We start from the raw sequence: 21,628 nt of genomic DNA, 5'->3' as shown, positions 1-21,628 counted from the left end.
GGGCTGATCAGACTTTTCCACCGAGGGACGCGAATGCAAGGCCAGCCCCGACCGCGGCGCTGAGCAGGGAGGAAGCAGCGAAGACCCGGAGGGCCGCCGTTCGGGATAAGCGCGGGCCGAAGCCGACCGCCTCCGCGTCATCGCGTACGAGGTAGCGAAGCATGATGAACTTCAACGACGCACCGGACACCGCGACGAGGGCGAGCGTTGCTGCCACGCTTACGACCAGCCAACACATCTCCACGTAGACCTCGGACGGAATATCGGCACGGCTGGCGAATTCGGACAGGATCCTCGGTCCGTACCGAGCGAGGATCACGCCACCAGCAGCGCCGATACCGACCGCCACCATACTGAACAGCCAAATGACGCTGAACCATGGAGATGGGTCGGCAAGGTAGACGGAGCTGCGCGTTGGGGTTCCAACGCGGCTCGATGTTTCTTCCGGTTCGCCGTTCACGCCCATCGTGACCGTCAGCTCCCCAGCCGCTGGATCGCGTCCTCGATGGAGAGCGTCTCGCGCTCGCCACCAGCACGACGCTTCAGCTCGACCTTGCCCTCGGCGAGACTTTTCGGCCCGACGACCAGCTGCCATGGGATGCCGATCAGGTCGGCGGTGGCGAACTTGGCGCCAGGGCGGTCGTCGCGGTCGTCGTAGAGCACGTCGCGCCCGGCGGCCGTGAGCTCGTGGTAGATGCGCTCGCAGGCCGCGTCCGTGCCGCTGTCCCCCGCCTTGAGGTTCAGCACCGCCACGTCGAAGGGCGCGACGGCCTCGGGCCAGACGATCCCGTTCTCGTCATGGCTCGCCTCGATGATGGCGGCGGCGAGCCGGCTCGGGCCGATGCCGTAGGAGCCCATGTGAACCGGGCGGTCGACGCCGTCCGGCCCCGTGACCGTGGCGCCCATGGGCTCGGAGTACTTCGTGCCGAAATAGAAGATGTGGCCGACCTCAATGCCGCGCGCCGAGACCTGCTGCTCGGGAGCCACGGCGGCGAAGGCCGCCGCGTCATGCATCTCGGAGGTGGCGGCGTAGAGCGACGTCCAGCGGTCGATGATTTCCTGCAGGCCCTCGCGGCTGTCGAAGTCCGTGTCGGCGGCCGGGATGTCGAAGTCGAGATAGTCCTTGTGGCAGAACACCTCGCTCTCGCCCGTGGAGGCCAGGATGATGAACTCGTGGCTGAGGTCACCGCCGATGGGGCCCGTATCGGCCCGCATGGGGATCGCCTTGAGACCGAGACGCGCGAAGGTGCGCAGGTAGGCCACGAACATCTTGTTGTAGGAGTGGCGCGCGCCGGCCTGGTCGAGGTCGAAGGAATAGGCGTCCTTCATCAGGAACTCGCGGCCGCGCATGAGGCCGAAGCGCGGGCGCACCTCGTCCCGGAACTTCCACTGAATGTGGTAGAGGTTGAGGGGCAGGTCCTTGTAGGAGCGGACATAGGACCGGAAGATGTCCGTGACCATCTCCTCGTTCGTCGGGCCGTACAGCATCTCCCGGTCGTGCCGGTCCTTGATGCGCAGCATCTCCTTGCCGTAGGCGTCGTAGCGCCCCGACTCGCGCCACAGATCCGCCGACTGGATCGTGGGCATCAGGATCTCGACGGCGCCGGAGCGGTCCTGCTCCTCGCGCACGATGCGGTTGATCTTATTGAGCACGCGCAAGCCCAAGGGCAGCCAAGAATAGAGCCCGGCCGACTGCTGGCGAATCATCCCGGCCCGCAGCATGAGGCGATGCGAGACGATCTCGGCCTCCTTCGGGGTCTCGCGGAGGATCGGCAGGAAGTAGCGGCTCAAACGCATGATCACGCCTTCGGCTGGTGGGCTCGTTCGACCGCCCGCACTCAACACATCGCCAAGCCTCTGACAAGCGCCGAGGGCGGCGACCATGCGCCCGAGTCCTGGCTCCGCTTGCCCTTTTCGACGCCACTTGGCAGAAAAATGCGCCAAACGATGCACAAACACGTGACAAGCCGGCGAACATCACCCTATAAACGTCGCGTGAACCGCCCCTGAAAAGCAAAAACGCTGGGGCACGGTCCGAGTCTCGGGAGGAAGAGACAGCGCCCCATCAACGCCCACCGCGAGGGCGATCGGCTCGCCAGAAGCCGGGGTCAAAAGCAAGAATTGGTTTCTGAGAGCAAGGCGAGAGCCTTGCTTTTTTTATTGCCCGCCGTCCGGCCTCACAGTCCCGCGAGCGGGAACGCCCAGGCCGCGAAGACGAGGACGGCCCCGGAGATGATCGTCGTCCAGATCGCCTTGAGGCGCAGGTTCGGCGCGCTCGGAGCGCCTGGCTCGCTCCCATGGACCACCTCCCCCGACTCCTGCTGGCTCCGGACCCCGATCGGCAGGGTGACGAAGAGAAGCGTCCACCAGATCACGAAGTAGAGGGCGGTGCCGCCGAAGATCCCGAGCCCGAAGAACCCCACGACGATCGCGATGGCGACGATCGAGAGAGCCGTGACCACCGCGAAGGTGAGGCCGAGCGAACCGGTGACGTGCTTCATCGGGTCCATGGCGGTCAGGCTTGCTCCAGTTCGACGAGGGTGCCGCAGAAATCCTTAGGATGCAGGAAGAGCACGGGCTTTCCGTGCGCCCCGATCCTCGGCTCGCCGGACCCGAGCACCCGCGCACCCGCCGCGACGAGCCGGTCACGGGCGGCCAGGATGTCGTCCACCTCGTAGCAGACGTGATGGATGCCGCCGGATGGGTTCTTGTCGAGGAAGCCCTGGATCGGCGAATCGGCGCCGAGCGGCTCGAGGAGCTCGATCTTGGTGTTCGGCAGGTTGATGAACACCGTCGTGACGCCGTGATCGGGCTGCGCCTGCGCCGCCGTGACATCGGCGCCGAACGTTTCACGATAGACCCGGGCGGCGGCCGCGATGTCCTTGACCGCGATCGCCACGTGATTGAGCCGTCCGATCATCGCCGCCTCCCCTCCCCTGTCTCGCTGCCGCGTCCTCCCGGGCCGGAGCCGAAGCCCCGACCCGGAAACGGCTCTGCTTCATACCTCGACGACGAGGACGTGGCACGCCGGCTTTTTGCCCCAGACCTGATTCACGGCGGCTCGGATCGACTTCTCGACCGCGTTCTCCACGAGATCCGAATCGCGCCGCTTGGAGGCCGGCAGGCTGCGCAGCACCTCCGAGACGGCATCGGCGATCACGTCCATCATGTCTTCGCCCCGGCGCCCGCGCGCGGGCAGACCCATGGCGTCGATGGCCGGATCGCCGGCCATGTCGCCGCGCCGGTCGAGGGCGAGAGCGACCGTGATGATGCCGCCGAAGGCGAGCTTGCGGCGCTCCGGGATTGCCTTGTCCCCGGCTCCGATGACCACGTCACCGTCCTTGAACAGGCGGCCGGACGGCACCTCGTCGATGACCTGCGCCTCGCCCGGCGAGAGCCGGACCATGTGGCCGTTATAGGCGGTCACCACCTTCTCGATGCCCTTCGAGCGCGCGAACCGCGCGTGCTCGGTGAGGTGCACCGCCTCGCCGTGGGCCGGGATGAGGGCTTTGGGCCGCGTCCACTCGTACATGAGCGCGAGCTCGTCGCGGCGCGGGTGGCCGGAGACGTGGACGAGGCCGTTCCGATCGGTGATCACCTCGATGCCGCGGCGGGCGAGGCTGTTCATGATCGCGCCGACGCCCCGCTCGTTGCCGGGGATGGTCCGGGACGAGAAGATCACCCGGTCACCGGAGGTGAGCGTGATGTCGGGATGCTCTTCGGAGGCCACGCGCGCAAGCGCGGCGCGGGGCTCGCCCTGCGAGCCTGTGAGGACCGCGACCACCTTGTTGCGCGGCAGGTGCCCATAGGCGTCGGCGCCGCGGAACTCGGGAACGCCCTCCAGGAGGCCAAGCTCGCGCGCCACGGTGACGACGCGCTCCATGGCGCGCCCGATGACCACGACCTCGCGCCCGCAGGACGCCGCCGCTTCCGCGACGGCGCGGATGCGGGCCACGTTCGAGGCGAAGGTGGTGATGGCGACCCGCGCGGGCGATTCGCGGATGATGTCGGCCAGGGTCTCGACGACCTGGCGTTCGCTCGGGCTGCGGCCTTCGCGCAGAACGTTCGTCGAGTCGCAGATGAGGGCCATGACACCCTCGTCCCCGAGCGCCCGGAAGGACGCCTCCGCCGTCGTGCTGCCGAGCACGGGCGTGTCGTCGAGCTTCCAGTCGCCCGTGTGGACGACGAGGCCGTGCGCGGTGCGGATCGCGACGGCGTTCGATTCGGGGATCGAGTGCGCGACGGGCACGTACTCGACCTCGAACGGGCCGGCCTGGACGCGCTGACCCGGCACGATCTCCTTGAGCGGGATCTTGGGCGCGCCAGGCTCCGAAAGCCGTCGCGTCTCGAGGAGCGCCTTGGCGAAGGGCGTCACGTAGACCGGCGCCTTGAGCCGCGGCCAAAGATCGACGAGCGCCCCGATATGATCCTCGTGGGCGTGGGTGATGAAGATGCCGACGAGCTTGTCCCGCTGCTCCTCGATGAACGAGAGATCCGGCAGGATAAGGTCGACGCCCGGCAGCTGCTCCTCGCTTGCGAAGCTCATGCCGCAATCGACGAGGATGTATCGCCGTTGGCGCGGGGGGCCGAAGCCGTAGAGAGCGGCGTTCATGCCGATCTCGCCAAGGCCGCCGAGGGGGAGGAAGACGAGCTCTTCCTGGGGGGATGAAGCCATGGGTATGAAGTCCTTCAAACAGCGTCGTTTCGAACGTCGGATTGCATCGTTAGGTTCGGAAAGTAGAGGTCGCCTGCGTCGATGAGCTCAAGACCGTCGGCGGTCTCAAGCTGCAACCGGCCGTGCGGATCGAGGCCGACGAAGCGGCCGTGCCGCTCGCCCCCGGGGAGGCGAACCCGCGCTTCCGTGCCAAGGCCTGCCGCGCGCTCTAGCCAGCCGGATCTGAGGGCGGCGAAGTTGCGCCCGCGGTCCCATTCCGCAAGGCGCGCCGCCATCGCCGCGGAGAGCGCCTCGAACAGGCTCGCGCGATTGGCACGCGGTGCATGGGCGGCGAGATGGGTGGTCGGATAGGGCGTGCCCTCGGGCGAGTCGGTGACGTTGACCCCGCAGCCGATGGCGACCGCGAGGGCGCCGGGGGTGCCGACGGTGCGGCCTTCGAGAAGGATGCCGGCGATCTTGGCGCCGCCCACGAGCAGATCGTTCGGCCATTTCAGGGTGACGGAGCCAGCCCCGGAGGTGTTCGCCATCGCTGCGGTGACGGCATCGTGGAGGGCAAGTCCGATCACGAAGCCGAGTTGCGGGGCCTCATTGAGGGCGCAGGGGTCTACGAGCAGGAGGCTCGAATAGAGATTGCCCGGTGGCGAGGCCCACACCCTGCCCTGCCGTCCGCGCCCGGCGAGTTGCCGGCCGGCGACGAACCAGAGCCTGCCGGGATCACCGTCCCGCGCCGCCGCCATGGCACCGTCGTTCGTCGAGCCCGTCTCGTCCTGGAGGATGAGACGGAAGCCGTGGGTTTCAGCGAGCGGGGATAGGCGCACCGTCAAAACAGCGAGCGGGCGGCGACGGTCGCCGCGCCGACCAGGGGAGCCGGAATGAGCCAGAAGAGCAGCATGAACGCCGTCGAGACCGCGAGCACCGCCCGGATGTTCGCTGGCAGGGGCTCGAAGTCGCCCGTCGGCTCGTCGAAGTACATCACCTTCACGATGCGCAGGTAGTAGTACGCGCCGATCACGCTGGCGACGACACCGATCACAGCCAGTGCCGTGAGGCCTGCCTGGACCGCGGCCGCGAAGACGTAGAGCTTCGAGAAGAAGCCGGCGAGCGGCGGGATTCCCGCGAGCGACAGCATCATCATGGCAAGGCAGAAAGCATAGCCCGGATGCGTCCGCGCGAGCCCGCTCAGGTCGTCGACCCCCTCCAGGTTCACGCCCTGGCGCCGCATGCCGAGGATGCAGGCGAAGGCGCCAAGCGTCATGACGAGGTAGATTGCCATGTAGATAAGCACGCCCTGGATGCCGTCGACGGTCCCGGCCGCGACTCCGATGAGGGCGTATCCCACGTTGCCGATGGACGAGTACGCCATCAGCCGCTTGATGTTGCGCTGGCCGATGGCCGCGAAGGACCCGAGCAGCATCGACGCGATGGCGAGGAAGATCACGATCTGGCGCCACTCCCCGAGGATGTTCGGGAAGGCGCCGACGAACAGGCGCACGGCAAGCGCCATGGCCGCGATCTTGGGCGCCGAGGCGAAGAACGCGGTCACCGGGGTGGGCGAGCCCTCGTAGACGTCGGGCGTCCACATGTGGAAGGGCGCGGCGGAAATCTTGAACGCGATGCCGGCCGAGACGAAGACGAGCCCCAGGATGGCGCCGAGGCCCGGATCGCCGCGCAGGACCGTGGCGATCACGTCGAACTGCACGGTTCCGGTGAAGCCGTAGACGAGGGATGCGCCGTAGAGGAGCATGCCCGACGAGAGCGCGCCGAGGACGAAATATTTCAGGCCCGCTTCCGTCGAGCGCGCGTCGTCGCGATGGAACGCCGCAATCACGTAGCTCGCGAGGCTCAGGAGCTCGAGGCCCATATAGAGCGCGATCAGGTCGCCCGCCGAGATCATGACCATCATGCCCGTGGTGGCGAGCAGGACGAGCAGGGGGTACTCGAAGCGATCGATGCCCTCGCGGCGGAAATAGTCGCCCGAGATGAAGAGCGCCGCGGCGGAGGCGATCAGCGTGAGCGCCTTCATGAACTTGGCGAAACCGTCGAGCACGAAGGAGCCCGAGAAGGTCACCACCCGCTCGTTCGGCATCGCCAGCACGACGACGAGGGTCACCAGGAGCAGCGCGAGCGTCGCGAGCCGGACGGTCCCCGCCGAGCGCTCGCCGCGGACCGCCCCGAAGAGCACGAGCGCCAGAACGCCCACCGAGAGAAGGATTTCAGGCAGGGCGGGCCAGAGCGCCGGGACCGGAATCGCGTAGTTCATGGGGCTCTCACTTCACGCCGAGGGCGACGGTCTTCGTCGCCGAAAGCGCCGCCTGGGTGGTGCTGATCAGGTGGTCCGTCGAGGCCGCGAAGGCGTCGAGGATCGGCTGCGGCTGGAAGCCGTAATAGATCACGAGGAGGAGAAGCGGCGCGAGGGTCGCGATCTCCCGCGGGTTCAGGTCCGCGATGGAGCGCAGCTCCGGCCGGCTCATCTCGCCGTAGACGACCCGGCGGTAGAGCCAAAGCGCGTAGGCCGCCGAGAGGATCACGCCCGTCGTGGCGAAAAACGCGACCCAGGGATTGGCCCGGAATGCGCCCGCGAGCGACAGGAACTCGCCCACGAAGGACGAGGTGCCCGGCAGCCCGACATTGGCCATCGTGAACACGAGGAAGGCCACGGCGTACATGGGCATCCGGTCCACGAGCCCGCCATAGGCTGCGATGTCGCGGGTGTGCATGCGGTCGTAGATCACGCCCACGCAGAGGAAGAGCGCGCCCGAGACGAGGCCATGCGAGATCATCACGAACATGGCGCCCTGGATGCCCTGCGCCGTCAGCGTGAACAGGCCCATGGTGACGAAGCCCATATGCGCCACGGACGAGTAGGCGATGAGCTTCTTCATGTCCTCCTGCATCAGGGCGACGAGCGACGTGTAGATGATCGCGATCACCGAGAGGGAATAGATCAGCGGCGCGAAATAGGCCGAGGCATCTGGGAACATGGGCAGCGAGAAGCGCAGGAAGCCGTAGCCGCCCATCTTCAGCAGGATGCCCGCCAGGATCACGGAGCCCGCGGTGGGCGCCTCGACGTGGGCGTCGGGCAGCCAGGTATGGACCGGCCACATCGGCATCTTCACCGCGAACGACGCGAAGAAGGCGAGGAAGAGCCAGGTCTGAAGGTGCGGCGCGAACTTGTGCGTCATCAGGCGCACGATGTCGCTCGTGCCCGCGTCCCAATACATTGCGATCATGGCGACGAGCATGAGGAGGGAGCCAAGCAGCGTATAGAGGAAGAACTTGAACGCCGCGTAGATGCGCCGCTTGCCGCCCCAGATGCCGATGATGAGGAACATCGGGATGAGGCCGGCCTCGAAGAAGACGTAGAACAGGAACAGGTCGAGCGCCGTGAAGACGCCGATCACCATCGATTCGAGAACGAGGAAGGCGACGAAATATTCCTTGAGGCGGTGCTCGATCGACTCCCACGAGGCCAGGATGCAGAACGGCATCAGGAAGGTGGTGAGGATCACGAAGGGCAGCGAGAAGCCGTCTACCCCGAGCTTGAAGCGGATCGTCTCGGTGAGCCACGAATGGCTCTCGACGAGCTGAAACTCCGACGTCGAGAGGTCGAAGCGCGCCCAGGCGACGAGCGAGACCAGGAAGGTGATCACCGTGGTGGCGAGCGCCGCCCAGCGCACGTTCGAGCGGACGGCCTCGCCGTCGCCCCGGAGGGACAGGATGAACGCGGCGCCGACCAGCGGCAGGATGAGGAGCCCGGAGAGAATACCGAAGCCGAACATCAGCGGGCCCCTCCGAACAGGTACCAGGTCACGATGGCCGCGACGCCGATGAGCATCACGAAGGCGTAATGGTAGACGTAGCCCGTTTGCAGGCGGACGGCCCCGCGGGTCACGTCGAGCACGCGGGCCGAGATCCCGTCCGGCCCCAGGCCGTCGATCAGCCGCACGTCGCCGGTGCGCCACAGGAAGCGGCCGAGGCGCATGGCGGGCTTCACGAAGACGAGGTCGTAGAGCTCGTCGAAGTACCACTTGTTGAGGAGGAAGCGGTACAGGAACGGGTGACGGGCCGCGAGCCGCACGGCCGTCTCCGGCCGGCGCAGATACATATAGAAGGCCGTCACGAAGCCGATCACCATCGCGACGAAGGGCGACCAGACCACCCAGGCCGGGACGTGGTGCATCTCCTCCAGGATGTGGTTGTTCGGCGCCGTGAACAGCGCGCCCTTCCAGAAATGCGCGTAATCGTGGCCGATGAAGCGCTCGTGGAAGAGGAAGCCAGCCGCGATCGCCCCGAAGGCCAGCACGCCGAGCGGGATGAGCATGACGAGGGGGCTCTCGTGGGGCTGGTGCGCCCCGTGGTGGCCGTGCTCGTGATCGGCTGCCGCCGCATGCTCGGCGTCGCCTGAGCGGACGTTGTGGTCCACGCCCTCATGATCGTGATGGGCGCCGTGCGCGACCGGATGATGATCCGTCCCGTGCGAGCCCCAGCGCGCGTGCCCCTCGAAGGTGAGGAAGAACAGGCGCCAGGAATAGAACGAGGTGAAGACCGCCGCGATCACCACGCACAGGAAGGCGAAGTCCGAGCCCGGGCGGTGCGAGGCATAGGCCGCCTCGATGATCGCGTCCTTCGAGTAATAGCCCGCCGTGAAGGGGAAGCCGGTGAGCGCGAGGGTGCCGATGGCCATCGCCGCCGCGGTGAGCGGGATGTAGCGGCGCAGCGCGCCCATGTGGCGGATGTCCTGCTCGTGGTGCATCGCGTGGATGACCGAGCCGGCACCGAGGAACAGCAGCGCCTTGAAGAAGGCGTGCGTGAAGAGGTGGAACACGCCCGCCCCGTAGGCGCCGACGCCCAGGCCCACGAACATGTAGCCGAGCTGCGAGCAGGTCGAGTAGGCGATCACCCGCTTGATGTCGTTCTGCACGAGGCCGACGGTCGCCGCGAAGAAGGCCGTGATGCCGCCGATCACGGTCACCACGGTGAGCGCCGAGGGAGCGTACTCGAAGATCGGGGAGAGGCGCGCCACCATGAACACGCCGGCCGTCACCATGGTGGCGGCATGGATGAGGGCCGACACGGGGGTCGGGCCTTCCATGGCGTCCGGCAACCAGGTGTGCAGCATGAACTGAGCCGACTTGCCCATGGCGCCCATGAACAGGAGCAGGCAGGCGAGCGTCAGCGCGTTCCACTCGATGCCGACGAACAGGAATTTCGCGTTCTGGAAGTCGGCCACCCGGGGGAAGATGCCGTCGAAGGTGACAGCGCCGAAGATGACGAAGACGAGGAAGATGCCGAGCGCGAAGCCGAAATCGCCCACGCGGTTGACGATGAAGGCCTTCATCGCCGCGGCGTTCGCGGACGCCTTCTTGTACCAGAAGCCGATGAGGAGGTAGCTCGCGAGTCCCACGCCTTCCCAGCCGAAAAACATCTGCACGAGGTTGTCGGCCGTCACCAGGGTGAGCATCGCGAAGGTGAACAGCGACAGGTAGGCGAAGAACCGCGGGCGGTGCGGATCCTCGTGCATGTAGCCGATGGAGTAGAGGTGGACGAGGGTCGAGACCGTGTTGACGACGACCAGCATCACGACCGTCAGCGTGTCGATCCGGAACGCCCAGTCGACCACCATCCCGCCGGAGACGAACCACGTCGCGACCTGGACGCGTCCGCCCCCGGAGCCGAAGCCGACCTGGAAGAAGGCGATCCACGACAGGAACGCCGCGACGGCGAGGAGCGCGGTGGTGACGATCTCGGAGGGGCGCGGGCCGATATAGCGGCCGAACAGCCCGGCGATCAGGAAGCCGAGCAGCGGCAGGAAGACGATCGCGTGATACATGGCCGCGCTCTCAGCCCTTCATCATGTTGATGTCTTCCACCGCGATGGTGCCGCGGTTGCGGAAGAAGACGACGAGGATGGCGAGCCCGATCGCGGCCTCGGCCGCCGCGACGGTGAGGATGAACAGGGCGAAGACCTGGCCGACGATATCGTTCAGGAAGATCGAGAACGACACCAGGTTGATGTTCACGGCGAGCAGGATGAGCTCGATCGACATCAGGATGACGATGACGTTCTTTCGGTTGAGGAAGATCCCGAACACGCCGAGCGTGAACAGGATCGCCGCGACCACGAGATAATGGATCAGGCCGATGGTCATGGGAGCCTCACACGCCTTCCCGGGACGGAACCTTGCGCACCTCGATGGCGGTCGCCGTGGTGCGCAGGGTCTGGGCGGCGATGTTCTGGCGGCGCACGCCGGTGCGCTCGCGCAGGGTCAGGACGATGGCGCCGATCATCGCGACGAGGAGGATCAGCCCCGCGATCTGGAAGAGAAAGGCGTAGCGCGTGTAGATCACGACGCCCAGCGCCTCCGTGTTCGTCATCACGGCCTGGGTGGGGATGCCGACCGCGGGCGTGCGCACGAGGTTGGGATCGATCGACCAGGTGCCAAGGATCAGGAGCAGCTCCACGAGGAAGATCACGCCGATGACCGCGCCGACCGGAAGATATTGGAGGAAGCCCTGCCGGAGCGCCGCGAAGTCCACGTCGAGCATCATGACGACGAAGAGGAACAGCACCGAGACCGCGCCCACATAGACCACGATGAGCAGCATCGCGAGGAACTCGGCCCCGATGAGGAGGAAGAGCCCGGCGGCGTTCACGAAGGCGAGGATCAGGAAGAGCACCGAATGAACGGGGTTCTTCGCCGCGATCACCATAAAGGCGGAGGCGATCGCGATCCCTGAGAAGAGATAGAAGAAGGCGGCGGTGACCATGTTGCGCTCGATCCCGGCCCCCGGGCGGGGGCGCCTCGTGGCGACGGGCCCGGTAGCCGGGCGGCTGTGTCTATAGACCCCGATTCCGGGCCGCACAACCGCGGTCCGGAACGGGAACGGGGAGAAAACGCCCGGATCCCCCGGGCGGGCCCTCAGCGATACGGCGCGTCGCGGACGATGTTGCGGGCGATCTCCCGCTCCCAGCGATCGCCGTTCTCGAGCAGCTTGTTCTTGTCGTAGAGCAGCTCCTCGCGTGTCTCGACCGAGAACTCGAAGTTCGGCCCTTCGACGATGGCGTCCACGGGACAGGCCTCCTGGCACAGCCCGCAATAGATGCACTTCACCATGTCGATGTCGTAGCGCGTGGTGCGCCGCGTGCCGTCGTTGCGCCGGGGGCCGGCCTCGATCGTGATGGCCTGGGCCGGGCAGACCGCCTCGCAGAGCTTGCACGCGATGCAGCGCTCCTCCCCGTTGGGGTAGCGGCGCAGGGCGTGCTCGCCCCGGAAGCGGGGCGACTGGACGCCCTTCTCGAACGGATAATTGAGGGTCGCCTTCGGCTTGAAGAAGTACTTCATGGTGAGCACGAAGCCGTCCACGAACTCCCTCAGGAAGATCGACCTTGCAGCATGATCGAGCCTCATCGCCCGGTCTCCATGTCCCGACCGCCCCGCGCGGTCCATACGGCCGGCCTCAGGGCCGGCGCTCACATCAGATCCGGCGACCGAGGGACCACCCTCACCCGCCGACGGCCCGCCCGAGCCAGTAGCCCAGAACGGGAAAGAACCCCATCGTCGCCGCGCCCAGCAGGCGGCGAAACCAGACGATCCGCCGCTCGAAATCGGCCCGCTCGTCCGGGGTGACCGAACGGTCGAGCGACCTGAGCTTGCCCTCGACCACGCCGGCGACGATCCGGGAGTCGACCCAGCCCACGAGAAGGCCGACGAGCGCGCCGATCAGGCCTGCCGGCGCCAGCGCGTCCACGTCACCCCCCGACGCCGGGCGCCCATCCCATGAGCTTGAGCACGCCGGCCGTCACGACGAGCAGCACGAGCGACATCGGAAGGAACACCTTCCAGCCCAGACGCATGAGCTGGTCGTAGCGGTAGCGGGGCACCATCGCCTTCGTCATCGCGAAGATGAAGAAGATGAGGCTCATCTTGAGCACGAACCAGATCACGCCCGGGATCCAGGTGAAGGGCGCGAACGGGATCGGGGACAGCCAGCCGCCGAAGAACAGGATCGTCATTAGCGCGCACATGGTCATGATGGCCACGTACTCGCCGAGCATGAAGAGAAGATAGGGAGTGGAGGAGTATTCCACCATATAGCCCGCAACGAGCTCGGATTCGGCCTCCGGCAGGTCGAAGGGCGGGCGGTTCGTCTCGGCGAGCGCCGAGATCAGGAAGATCACGAAGACGGGGAAGAGCGGCAGCCAGAACCAGCCGAGCATGCCCCAGGCACCGTCCTGCGCGAGGACGATCTTCGTGAGGTTCAGCGAGCCCACGCACATCAGCACGGTGATGATCACGAAGCCGATCGAGACCTCGTAGGACACCATCTGGGCCGCCGAGCGGAGCGCGCCCAGGAACGAGTACTTCGAGTTGGCAGCCCACCCGCCCATGATGACGCCGTAGACGCCCATGGACGACATCGCGAAGATATAGAGGATGCCGACATTGATGTCGGCGATGGCCCAGCCCTCGGCGACCGGGATGACGGCCCAGGCGGCGAGCGCGAGCACCGACATCATCAAGGGTGCGATCAGGAAGATGCCCTTGTTGGCGCTCGCCGGGATCACCGGCTCCTTGAGGACGAACTTCAGCAGGTCGGCGAAGGACTGGAGCAGCCCCCAGGGCCCGACCACGTTCGGCCCGCGGCGGAGCTGGACGGCAGCCCAGATCTTCCGGTCGGCATAGAGGATGTAGGCGATGAAGACGAGCAGCGCCGACAGGAGCACGAAGCTCTGCAGGACGACGAACAGAACGTAGAGAAGGGTTTCCATGGCTCGTCCTTACTCCGCCGCCTCGAGCTTCGCGCCGTGCGCCAGCGCGGAGCACTCGGCCATGATGCCGGACGCCCGCGCGATCGGGTTCGTGAGGTAGAAATCCTCGATCGGGCCGCGGAACGGCTCGCGCCCGGGCTGGTCGCCGAGGCCCGCGAGCATGTCGATGCTCTCGGCGAGGTTGCCCGCGGCGATGCTGTCGATGTCCGCGAAGTGAGGCGCCGCCGCGTAGAGGCGCTGGCGCAGCTGCATGAGCGAGTCGAAGGGGAGCTTGGCGCCGAGCCGCTCGGAGAGCGCCCGCAGGATCGCCCAGTCCTCCCTCGCCTCCCCGGGCGGGAAGGCCGCGCGGTTGGCAAGCTGGACCCGGCCTTCCGTGTTCACGTAGGTGCCGGTCTTCTCCGTGTAGGTGGCGCTCGGCAGGATCACGTCGGCCCGGTGGGCTCCGCGGTCGCCGTGCGTGCCCTGGTAGACCACGAAGGCGCCAGGCGCGACGTCGATCTCGTCGGCGCCGAGGTTGAACAGGACGTCGACCGCCCCCGCCTGCGCCATCTCGCGGGCGGTGAGGCTGCCCTCCTCCGGCACGAAGCCGAGATCGAGGGCCGCGACCCGCGACGCGGCCGTGTGCAGGATGGCGAGCCCGTTCCAGCCCTCGGCTGCGCCGCCGAACTCGCGCACGAGCCGGGCCGCCATGGCGAGGATCGCCAGGCCGTCGGGACGGGTGAGCGCGCCCTGCCCCACGATGACGAGCGGACGCTCGGCCTTGCGCAGGATCTCGGCGAAGGAGTGCGAGCCCGAGAGCACGTCGGCCAGGGTGTCCGGACCGGCGCCGAGATGCTGGACCGGATAGGTGAGGTCCACGTTCTCGCCGATGAGGCCGATCGGCAGCGGCGAGCGCCGCCAGCGCTTGCGCAGGCGCACGTTGACGAGCGACGCCTCGATCCGCGGGTTGGCGCCCACGATCAGGACGGCGTCGGCGTCCTCGATGCCGATGATGCTCGGGTTGAAGATGTAGGAGGCGCGCCCGTAAGCCGGGTGCAGCACCGTGCCGTCCTGGCGCGCGTCGAGGTTCTTGACCCCGAGCCCGTCCATGAGCGCCTTCAGGGCGAAGATTTCCTCGGCCCCGGCGAGATCGCCCACGAGCGCGCCGACGCGCTCGGGCGCCACGCCGCGCAGGCGCGCCGCGATCGTCTCGAAGGCCTCGTTCCAGGTCGCCGGGCGCAGCTTTCCGTTCTCGCGGACATAGGGGCGGTCCAGGCGCTGGCGCCGCAGCCCGTCCACGATGTGGCGGGTCTTGTCGTGGATCCACTCCTCGTTGATGAGCTCGTTCACCCGCGGCAGGATGCGCATGACCTCGCGGCCGCGGCTGTCGACCCGGATGTTGGAGCCGACCGCGTCCATGACGTCGACCGACTCGGTCTTGGTGAGCTCCCATGGGCGGGCGTTGAACGAGTAGGGCTTGTTGAGGAGCGCGCCGACGGGGCAGAGGTCCGCCACGCAGGACTGGAGCTCCGAGCCCATGGCCCGCTCGAGATAGGACGTGATCTCCATGTCCTCGCCGCGGCCGATCGTGCCGAGATCCGGCACGCCGGCGATCTCGGTGGCGAAGCGCACGCAGCGGGTGCAGTGGATGCACCGGTTCATCGAGGTGCGGACGAGCGGACCGAGATACTTGTCCTCGACGGCCCGCTTGTTCTCGGCGAAGCGCGAGGTGTCGACCCCGTACGCCATCGCCTGGTCCTGGAGGTCGCACTCGCCGCCCTGGTCGCAGATCGGGCAGTCGAGCGGGTGGTTGATGAGGAGGAACTCCATCACCCCTTCGCGCGCCTTTTTCACCGTCGGCGACTTGGTGAGCACGACCGGCGGCTCGCCGTTGGGGCCCGGCCGGCAGTCACGGACCGCATAGGCGCAGGACGCCACGGGCTTTGGCGCGCCTTTCAGCTCGACCAGGCACATGCGGCAATTGCCGGCGATGGAGAGGCGCTCGTGGAAGCAGAAGCGCGGGATCTCCGCGCCAGCCATCTCGGCGGCCTGGAGCAGCGTGTACTCCGCGGGAACCTCGACCTCGATGTCGTCGACGATGATCTTGGGCATGGTGTCTACTTCAATGCGGTGTTTCGACGAGATCGAGCCGGCGCTCGATGCGGTCCAGGCGGGCTTCGACGCGGTCGATGCGCCGATGCACGAGGGCGAGGTTCTCCTCGACGGCTGTCATTCGAACCTTCAGCTCGCGCACATCCTCCGACATGCGATCGACCTTTTCGTCGATCCGCCGGAGCATCACCAGCACGAGGCTTTCAGGCTCGGTCGGCATCATCCCTACTCCGCCGCGACCCGCACCGGCTCGCTATGCGGGTTCGCCGCGTAGTCGTCGATGCGCTTCTCGATCTCGTGACGGAAGTGGCGGATGAGGCCCTGGACCGGCCAGGCGGCGGCGTCGCCGAGCGCGCAAATCGTGTGGCCCTCGATCTGGTAGGAGACGTCGAGGAGCATGTCGATCTCGCGCCGCTGCGCCCGGCCCTCGGACATGCGCGACAGCACCCGCCACATCCAGCCGGTGCCCTCGCGGCAGGGCGTGCACTGGCCGCAGGACTCGTGCTTGTAGAAATAGGCGAGCCGGGTGATGGCGCGCACCACGTCGGTCGACTTGTCCATGACGATCACCGCCGCCGTGCCGAGGCCCGACTTGAGGTTGCGCAGGGTGTCGAAGTCCATGTGGGCGTCGGCGATCTCGTGCGCGGGCACGAGGGGCACCGAGGAACCGCCGGGGATCACGGCGAGCAGGTTGTCGAAGCCGCCGCGGACGCCGCCGCAATGCTTCTCGACGAGCTCGCGGAAAGTGATGCCGAGCTCCTCCTCGACGTTGCAAGGCCGGTTCACGTGGCCCGAGATGGAGAAGAGCTTGGAGCCCGTGTTGTTGGGGCGACCGAGCCCCGCGAACCAGGCCGCGCCCCGGCGCAGGATCGTCCCCGCCACCGCGATGGACTCGACGTTGTTCACGGTCGTCGGGCAGCCATAGAGGCCCATATTCGCCGGGAACGGGGGCTTGAGGCGCGGCATGCCCTTCTTGCCCTCGAGGCTCTCGATGAGGGCCGTCTCCTCGCCGCAGATGTAGGCGCCCGCGCCGTGGTGGACGTAGAGGTCGAAGGGATAGCCGTGGATGTTGTCCTTGCCGATGAGCCGGGCCTCGTAGGCCTCGTCCACCGCACGCTGGAGCGCGTCGCGCTCGGCGATGTACTCGCCGCGGATGTAGACGTAGGCTGCGTGCGCCCCCATGGCGAAGGACGCGAGGAGGCAGCCCTCGACGAGGAGATGCGGGTCATGCCGCATGATCTCCCGGTCCTTCGCGGTGCCAGGCTCGGACTCGTCGGCGTTCACCACGAGGTAATGCGGGCGCCCGTCGGAGGCCTTCGGCATGAAGGACCATTTCAGGCCGGTCGGAAAGCCTGCGCCGCCACGGCCGCGCAGGCCCGACTTCTTCATCTCGTCGATGATCCAGTCCCGCCCCTTCTCAAGGAGGAACTTGGTGCCGTCCCACGCGCCGCGGCGGCGCGCGGCCTCGAGGCCCGGGGAGTGCAGGCCGTAGAGGTTGGTGAAGATGCGGTCGCGATCGTGAAGCATGACGCTCGTCAGCCTTTCAAGCCTGGGGCGTTTCAGGACCCGGAGGTCTTCTCGGTGCCGCTCGTCTGCACCGATGCGGAATCAGGGGACGCGGGTGCGTCCGCGACCGTGCGGCCGTCTTCCGGCTTCACGGGCGTATTGACGTAGGATTTCCTGGAGCGCGGCGGCGCCACGGTCTCCGAAGCGGGCTTGCCCTCAGCCACCGTCGTGCGGCTCGGCTCGGCGGCCGCGGCCTGCTTGCCGGTAGAGACAGGCTTCTCGCCAGCCGCGGCGCGGACCGCCGGGGTGTCGCCGACGGGCCGCTCGACCACGCGGCCGGCATCGGGCTTCGCGGGCTTCGGGTTGGTCGCGGCCTGCTGGGTGGCGCGCTCGCCCTCCGCCTTGGCGTTCGCTTCCGCCGCCGGCGCGGTCTCCTCGAACCGCTTGCGCCATGCGCCGATCATCGAGCCGTCGTAGAGCGAGGGCTCGACGAGGGTGACGGACTCGCCGAGCGGCTCCGAGGCGTTGCGCCCCTGCTGCGGCCCGCGCTTCGGGGTGCCGCCGGCCGCCAGCTCGTCCATGATCCGCGACAGGATCTCGGGCGTCAGATCCTCGTAATAGTCGTTGTTGATCTGAACCATCGGCGCATTGGTGCAGGCGCCGAGGCACTCGACCTCAAGCCAGGAGAAGTTGCCGTCCGCGGTCACGTGACGCTGCTCGCCGACACGCCCACGCAGCATATCCATGAGGTCGTTGGCGCCGCGCAGGGCGCAAGGCGTCGTGCCGCAGCACTGGATGAAGTGGCGGCCCACCGGCTCCAGGTTGAACATGGTGTAGAAGGTCGCGACCTCCAGCACCCGGATATAGGGCATGCCGAGACGCTCGGCGACCGCCTCGATCGCCTTCTGCGGCAGCCAGCCCCCGCAGTCGCCCTGTACCTTCCACAGAAGGGGGACGACGGCCGAAGCCTGCCGGCCTTCCGGGTACTTGGCGATCTGCTCCTGAGCCCAGGCCTCCGCGTCGGCGGAGAGCGTGAAGCTCTTGGGCTGGATCTCGTCGGCTGCAAGCCTGCGGACGGCCATGCCGTTCTATCCTTCTGTCGGACCGCCCGTCAGCGATCCACCTCACCGAACACGATGTCGATCGACCCCAGGATGCCGGCCACGTCCGCCAGCATGTGCCCCTTGCACAGGAAGTCCATCGCCTGAAGATGGGCGTAGCCCGGCGCCCGGATGTAGCACCGGTGCGCCTTGTTGGTCCCGTCGGCCACGAGATACACGCCGAACTCGCCCTTGGGCGCCTCGATCGGCACGTAGACCTCGCCCGCCGGCACGTGAAAGCCTTCCGTAAAGAGTTTGAAATGATGGATGAGCGCTTCCATCGAGCGCTTCATCTCCTTGCGGGACGGCGGCGCCACCTTGCCGTCGTTGGAGCGCACGGCCCCCTGGCCCTCGGGCGCCCGCAGCTTCGTGATGCACTGGCGCATGATGCGGACCGACTGGCGCATCTCTTCCATGCGGATGAGCTGGCGATCGTAGTTGTCGCCGTTCTTGCCGACGGGGATGTCGAAGTCGAGCTCCTCGTAGCACTCGTAGGGCTGCGCCTTGCGCAGGTCCCATGCCGCGCCGCAGGAGCGCACGATCGGGCCCGAGAAGCCCCAGCGCCAGCAATCCTCGATGGTGATCGTGGCGATGTCGACGTTACGCTGCTTGAAGATGCGGTTTTCCATGACGAGGTTGTGGAGGTCGTCCACGATCCTCAGGAAGGGGTCGCACCAGGCCTCGATGTCGTTGATGAGGTCGGGCGGCAGGTCCTGGCGCACGCCGCCGAAGCGGAAGTAGTTGGCGTGGAGCCGCGAGCCGGAGGCGCGCTCGTAGAAGCCCATAAGCTTCTCGCGCTCCTCGAAGCCCCAGAGCGGCGGCGTCAGCGCGCCGACGTCCATGGCCTGGGTCGTCACGTTGAGCAGGTGCGAGAGGATGCGCCCGATCTCGGAATAGAGCACCCGGATGAGCTGGGCGCGCTTAGGGATGTCGACGCCGACGAGCTTCTCCACCGCGAGGCAGAAGGCATGCTCCTGGTTCATCGGCGCGACATAGTCGAGCCGGTCGAAATAGGGGATGCACTGGAGGTAGGGCTTGTACTCGCAGAACTTCTCGGTGCCGCGATGGAGGAGCCCGATATGCGGGTCAACCCGGTCGACCACCTCGCCGTCGAGCTCCAGGACGAGACGGAGCACGCCGTGCGCCGCCGGGTGCTGGGGCCCGAAATTGATCGAGAAGTTGCGGATGTCGTGCTCGGCCACAGGGTTCTCCGGGCTCTACTGCTTGGCCTTCTCGTCTCCGGGCAGCACGTAGTCGGTGCCTTCCCAGGGCGAGAGGAAGTCGAAGTTGCGCAGCTCCTGCTGCAGCCGGACGGGCTCGTAGACCACCCGCCCCTGCTCGTTGTCGTAGCGGACCTCGACGAAGCCGGTCAGGGGGAAGTCCTTGCGCAGCGGGTGCCCCTCGAAGCCGTAATCCGTCAGGATCCGGCGCAGGTCGCCATGGCCCGAGAACAGGACGCCGTAGAGGTCGTAGGTCTCGCGCTCGTACCAGTTCGCCGCCGGATAGACCTCCATGAGCGAGGGCACCGGGGTCGCGTCGTCCACCTGGACCTTGACGCGAATGCGCTGGTTCAGGCGCGGCGAAAGGAACTGGTAGACCACGTCGAAGCGCTTCTCGCGGCCCGGGTAATCCGCGCCGCAGATGCTCGTGAAGCAGAAGAACAGGCACTTCGGATCGTCGCGCAGGAAGGTGACCACCCGCACGATCTCCTCGGGAACCGCCGTCACGGTCAGCTGGCCGTAGGCGATGTCGGTCGCCAGCACGGCCTCGCCGAGAGAGGCCCTGATGTGATCGGCGAGTTCGTTCTGGTCCGTGGCCATGCTTAGCGCTCGATGGTGCCGGTGCGGCGGATCTTCTTCTGCAGGAGGAGCACGCCGTAGAGCAGCGCCTCCGCGGTCGGCGGGCAGCCCGGCACGTACACGTCGACCGGGATGATGCGGTCGCAGCCGCGCACCACCGAATAGGACCAGTGATAGTAGCCGCCGCCGTTCGCGCACGATCCCATGGAGATCACGTAGCGAGGCTCGGGCATCTGGTCGTAGATCTTGCGCACCGCCGGCGCCATCTTGTTGCACAGCGTGCCGGCGATGATGATCACGTCCGACTGGCGCGGGCTGGCGCGCGGCGCGAAGCCGAAGCGCTCGGCGTCGTAGCGCGGCATGGACATCTGCATCATCTCGACCGCGCAGCAGGCGAGGCCGAACGTCATCCACATGAGCGAGCCGGTGCGCGCCCAGGTGATGAGGTCGTCGGCGGAGGTCACGAGAAAGCCGCGGTCGGCGAGCTCGGCGGAAACCGACGTGAAGAACGGATCGGTCTCGCCGATGCGCTTGCCGGTCATCGGATCGATCGTGTCCTCCGGCTGCGGCGCGACGATGCGCGGCTTGTCGGCGTTGATCAGTCCCATTCGAGGGCTCCCTTCTTCCACTCGTAGACGAAGCCGACCGTGAGGACGCCGAGGAACAGCATCATCGACCAGAAGCCGAACCAGCCCAGATCCCCGAACACGAGCGCCCAGGGGAACAGGAAGGCGACCTCGAGATCGAAGATGATGAACAGGATGGCGACGAGGTAGAACTTCACGTCGAACTTCATCCGCGCATCGTCGAACGCGTTGAAGCCGCATTCGTAGGCCGACAGCTTCTCGTTGTCGGGCCGGCGATAGGCCACGAGAAACGGCGCGATCATCAGGGCGGCGCCGATGAACAGCGCTACGCCGAGGAAGATCGCGAGAGGCAGGTAGTCCGCCACGATACTATTCATGCAGCACCTTGATGCGGCGGGAGCGAGGGCCCCCTCCCAGGCTTCGACCACGGATCCGGCACAGGGTCTCAGTGCCCGGAAACCAGGACGGAGACGAACGAGACGGCTCGTGGTGGCCCGGGACGCTTACCCCACGTGGCGGGCCTATACAAGTACGTCCGGCGGCCCGTGAACCGGTTGCGCGCTCACGCCTTCCACCGCTTCGACTTGAGGTGTAGATGAGGCCCCGGGCGGGGAGCGGCAAGGAGTCGAGCGCATGTGTCGCAAGGGGTTCGTCGGGCTCTCGGCAGCGGTTCTCGCGATGCTGACGGGGCCTGGTGCGGCGCAGGTGGCCGACCTCCGCCAGGCGAGCTGCGCCCAGTTCCTCGAGATGCCGGCGGCCGAGCGCACGCAGCTCGCGCTATGGCTGCATGGCTATTATGCAGGTGCTGCGCAGCGCTCCTCCCTCGACAGGGGCAAGCTCGAGGAGGGTGCCGGTGCCCTCCAGCAGGCCTGCTCGCAGAATCGCGCCATGCCCTTGATCGGCATCGAGGCACGGGCGGCGCTCATGGGGGAGCCGAACCCGCTGGCACCACCCCCCTCCCCTCCCGCCGCTCCGGCGCCCCAAGTGGCGCCCGCCAGTCCGGCCGCGACCGCCCCTGCTGCGCCAGGGCGCCCGACCCCGCTGCGCTGAGGCCGGCGCCGCCCCGGGAACGGCGGGTTCAGCTTGGCGTTATCGGGAGC

The 21,628-nt window shown here is 67.3% G+C and carries 23 protein-coding genes; 1 reads left to right on the top strand and 22 read right to left on the bottom strand.

Features of this window, described 5'->3' with window-relative positions; translation table 11 throughout:
• Positions 1-7 precede the first annotated feature (7 nt).
• The 22 genes from F0L46_RS01725 to F0L46_RS01620 all read right to left on the bottom strand — a co-directional run bounded on the left by F0L46_RS01725 (position 8) and on the right by F0L46_RS01620 (position 20,905).
• Entirely contained in the window at positions 8-466 is a 459-nt protein-coding gene (locus F0L46_RS01725) for a hypothetical protein (protein WP_149815305.1), read from the bottom strand.
• An 8-nt stretch (positions 467-474) separates the two neighbouring features.
• On the bottom strand, positions 475-1,797 hold the full coding sequence (proS, locus tag F0L46_RS01720; RefSeq protein WP_149815304.1) for a proline--tRNA ligase: 1,323 nt from the start codon (positions 1,795-1,797) through the stop codon (positions 475-477).
• Between the two features lie 380 nt (positions 1,798-2,177).
• Positions 2,178-2,510 carry a DUF1467 family protein gene (locus F0L46_RS01715; RefSeq protein ID WP_149815303.1) on the bottom strand — a complete coding sequence of 111 codons (333 nt, stop codon included), beginning with the start codon at positions 2,508-2,510 and terminating at the stop codon, positions 2,178-2,180.
• A 5-nt stretch (positions 2,511-2,515) separates the two neighbouring features.
• Entirely contained in the window at positions 2,516-2,920 is a 405-nt protein-coding gene (gene mce, locus F0L46_RS01710) for a methylmalonyl-CoA epimerase (RefSeq protein ID WP_149815302.1), read from the bottom strand.
• Between the two features lie 78 nt (positions 2,921-2,998).
• Positions 2,999-4,675, bottom strand: coding sequence for a ribonuclease J (locus tag F0L46_RS01705; RefSeq protein WP_149815301.1), 1,677 nt, complete (start codon positions 4,673-4,675; stop codon positions 2,999-3,001).
• A 14-nt stretch (positions 4,676-4,689) separates the two neighbouring features.
• Positions 4,690-5,412 (bottom strand): biotin--[acetyl-CoA-carboxylase] ligase, encoded by a 723-nt coding sequence (locus F0L46_RS01700; protein ID WP_149815300.1) that lies wholly within the window; start codon positions 5,410-5,412, stop codon positions 4,690-4,692.
• Between the two features lie 83 nt (positions 5,413-5,495).
• The gene (gene nuoN, locus F0L46_RS01695) at positions 5,496-6,935 is read right to left on the bottom strand and encodes an NADH-quinone oxidoreductase subunit NuoN (RefSeq protein WP_149815299.1); all 1,440 of its coding nucleotides are present in this window, start codon (positions 6,933-6,935) and stop codon (positions 5,496-5,498) included.
• Between the two features lie 7 nt (positions 6,936-6,942).
• Positions 6,943-8,454 (bottom strand): NADH-quinone oxidoreductase subunit M, encoded by a 1,512-nt coding sequence (locus tag F0L46_RS01690; RefSeq protein WP_149815298.1) that lies wholly within the window; start codon positions 8,452-8,454, stop codon positions 6,943-6,945.
• A complete protein-coding gene (gene nuoL / locus F0L46_RS01685; protein ID WP_149815297.1) occupies positions 8,454-10,505 on the bottom strand; it encodes an NADH-quinone oxidoreductase subunit L in 2,052 nt (683 codons plus the stop codon). Before nuoL ends, F0L46_RS01690 begins: the two co-directional genes overlap by 1 nt.
• 10 nt (positions 10,506-10,515) lie before the next feature.
• Positions 10,516-10,824: an NADH-quinone oxidoreductase subunit NuoK gene (nuoK, locus tag F0L46_RS01680; protein ID WP_149815296.1), complete on the bottom strand. Its 309-nt coding sequence runs from the start codon at positions 10,822-10,824 to the stop codon at positions 10,516-10,518.
• 7 nt (positions 10,825-10,831) lie between these two features.
• Positions 10,832-11,443, bottom strand: coding sequence for an NADH-quinone oxidoreductase subunit J (locus F0L46_RS01675; protein WP_149815295.1), 612 nt, complete (start codon positions 11,441-11,443; stop codon positions 10,832-10,834).
• Between the two features lie 152 nt (positions 11,444-11,595).
• Positions 11,596-12,084, bottom strand: a complete 489-nt coding sequence (gene nuoI / locus F0L46_RS01670) for an NADH-quinone oxidoreductase subunit NuoI (protein ID WP_149815294.1) — start codon at positions 12,082-12,084, stop codon at positions 11,596-11,598.
• Between the two features lie 94 nt (positions 12,085-12,178).
• Positions 12,179-12,424 carry a hypothetical protein gene (locus F0L46_RS01665; protein WP_149815293.1) on the bottom strand — a complete coding sequence of 82 codons (246 nt, stop codon included), beginning with the start codon at positions 12,422-12,424 and terminating at the stop codon, positions 12,179-12,181.
• Between the two features lies 1 nt (position 12,425).
• Positions 12,426-13,445, bottom strand: a complete 1,020-nt coding sequence (gene nuoH / locus F0L46_RS01660) for an NADH-quinone oxidoreductase subunit NuoH (RefSeq protein ID WP_149815292.1) — start codon at positions 13,443-13,445, stop codon at positions 12,426-12,428.
• 9 nt (positions 13,446-13,454) lie between these two features.
• Entirely contained in the window at positions 13,455-15,536 is a 2,082-nt protein-coding gene (nuoG, locus tag F0L46_RS01655) for an NADH-quinone oxidoreductase subunit NuoG (protein ID WP_149815291.1), read from the bottom strand.
• A 10-nt stretch (positions 15,537-15,546) separates the two neighbouring features.
• Complete coding sequence (locus F0L46_RS01650; protein WP_306461766.1) at positions 15,547-15,759, bottom strand: hypothetical protein; 213 nt, start codon at positions 15,757-15,759, stop codon at positions 15,547-15,549.
• 2 nt (positions 15,760-15,761) lie between these two features.
• Complete coding sequence (nuoF, locus tag F0L46_RS01645) at positions 15,762-17,063, bottom strand: NADH-quinone oxidoreductase subunit NuoF (RefSeq protein ID WP_149815290.1); 1,302 nt, start codon at positions 17,061-17,063, stop codon at positions 15,762-15,764.
• A gap of 32 nt (positions 17,064-17,095) precedes the next feature.
• The gene (nuoE, locus tag F0L46_RS01640) at positions 17,096-18,124 is read right to left on the bottom strand and encodes an NADH-quinone oxidoreductase subunit NuoE (RefSeq protein WP_149815289.1); all 1,029 of its coding nucleotides are present in this window, start codon (positions 18,122-18,124) and stop codon (positions 17,096-17,098) included.
• A 29-nt stretch (positions 18,125-18,153) separates the two neighbouring features.
• On the bottom strand, positions 18,154-19,344 hold the full coding sequence (locus F0L46_RS01635) for an NADH-quinone oxidoreductase subunit D (RefSeq protein WP_149815288.1): 1,191 nt from the start codon (positions 19,342-19,344) through the stop codon (positions 18,154-18,156).
• A 15-nt stretch (positions 19,345-19,359) separates the two neighbouring features.
• Complete coding sequence (locus tag F0L46_RS01630; RefSeq protein WP_149815287.1) at positions 19,360-19,962, bottom strand: NADH-quinone oxidoreductase subunit C; 603 nt, start codon at positions 19,960-19,962, stop codon at positions 19,360-19,362.
• A 2-nt stretch (positions 19,963-19,964) separates the two neighbouring features.
• Entirely contained in the window at positions 19,965-20,549 is a 585-nt protein-coding gene (locus tag F0L46_RS01625; protein WP_149815286.1) for a NuoB/complex I 20 kDa subunit family protein, read from the bottom strand.
• On the bottom strand, positions 20,540-20,905 hold the full coding sequence (locus tag F0L46_RS01620; RefSeq protein WP_149815285.1) for an NADH-quinone oxidoreductase subunit A: 366 nt from the start codon (positions 20,903-20,905) through the stop codon (positions 20,540-20,542). Before F0L46_RS01620 ends, F0L46_RS01625 begins: the two co-directional genes overlap by 10 nt.
• A gap of 256 nt (positions 20,906-21,161) precedes the next feature.
• On the opposite strand from F0L46_RS01620, the gene F0L46_RS01615 reads away from it, so the two are divergent.
• Positions 21,162-21,578, top strand: a complete 417-nt coding sequence (locus tag F0L46_RS01615) for an HdeA/HdeB family chaperone (RefSeq protein ID WP_149815284.1) — start codon at positions 21,162-21,164, stop codon at positions 21,576-21,578.
• Positions 21,579-21,628 lie beyond the last annotated feature (50 nt).

Origin of the sequence: Salinarimonas soli, from assembly GCF_008386575.1 — a bacterium.
Classification (GTDB): Bacteria; Pseudomonadota; Alphaproteobacteria; order Rhizobiales; family Beijerinckiaceae; genus Salinarimonas_A; species Salinarimonas_A soli.
The sequence above is the reverse complement of the archived record's forward strand: the minus strand, read 5'-3'. Positions and strand labels throughout refer to the sequence as shown.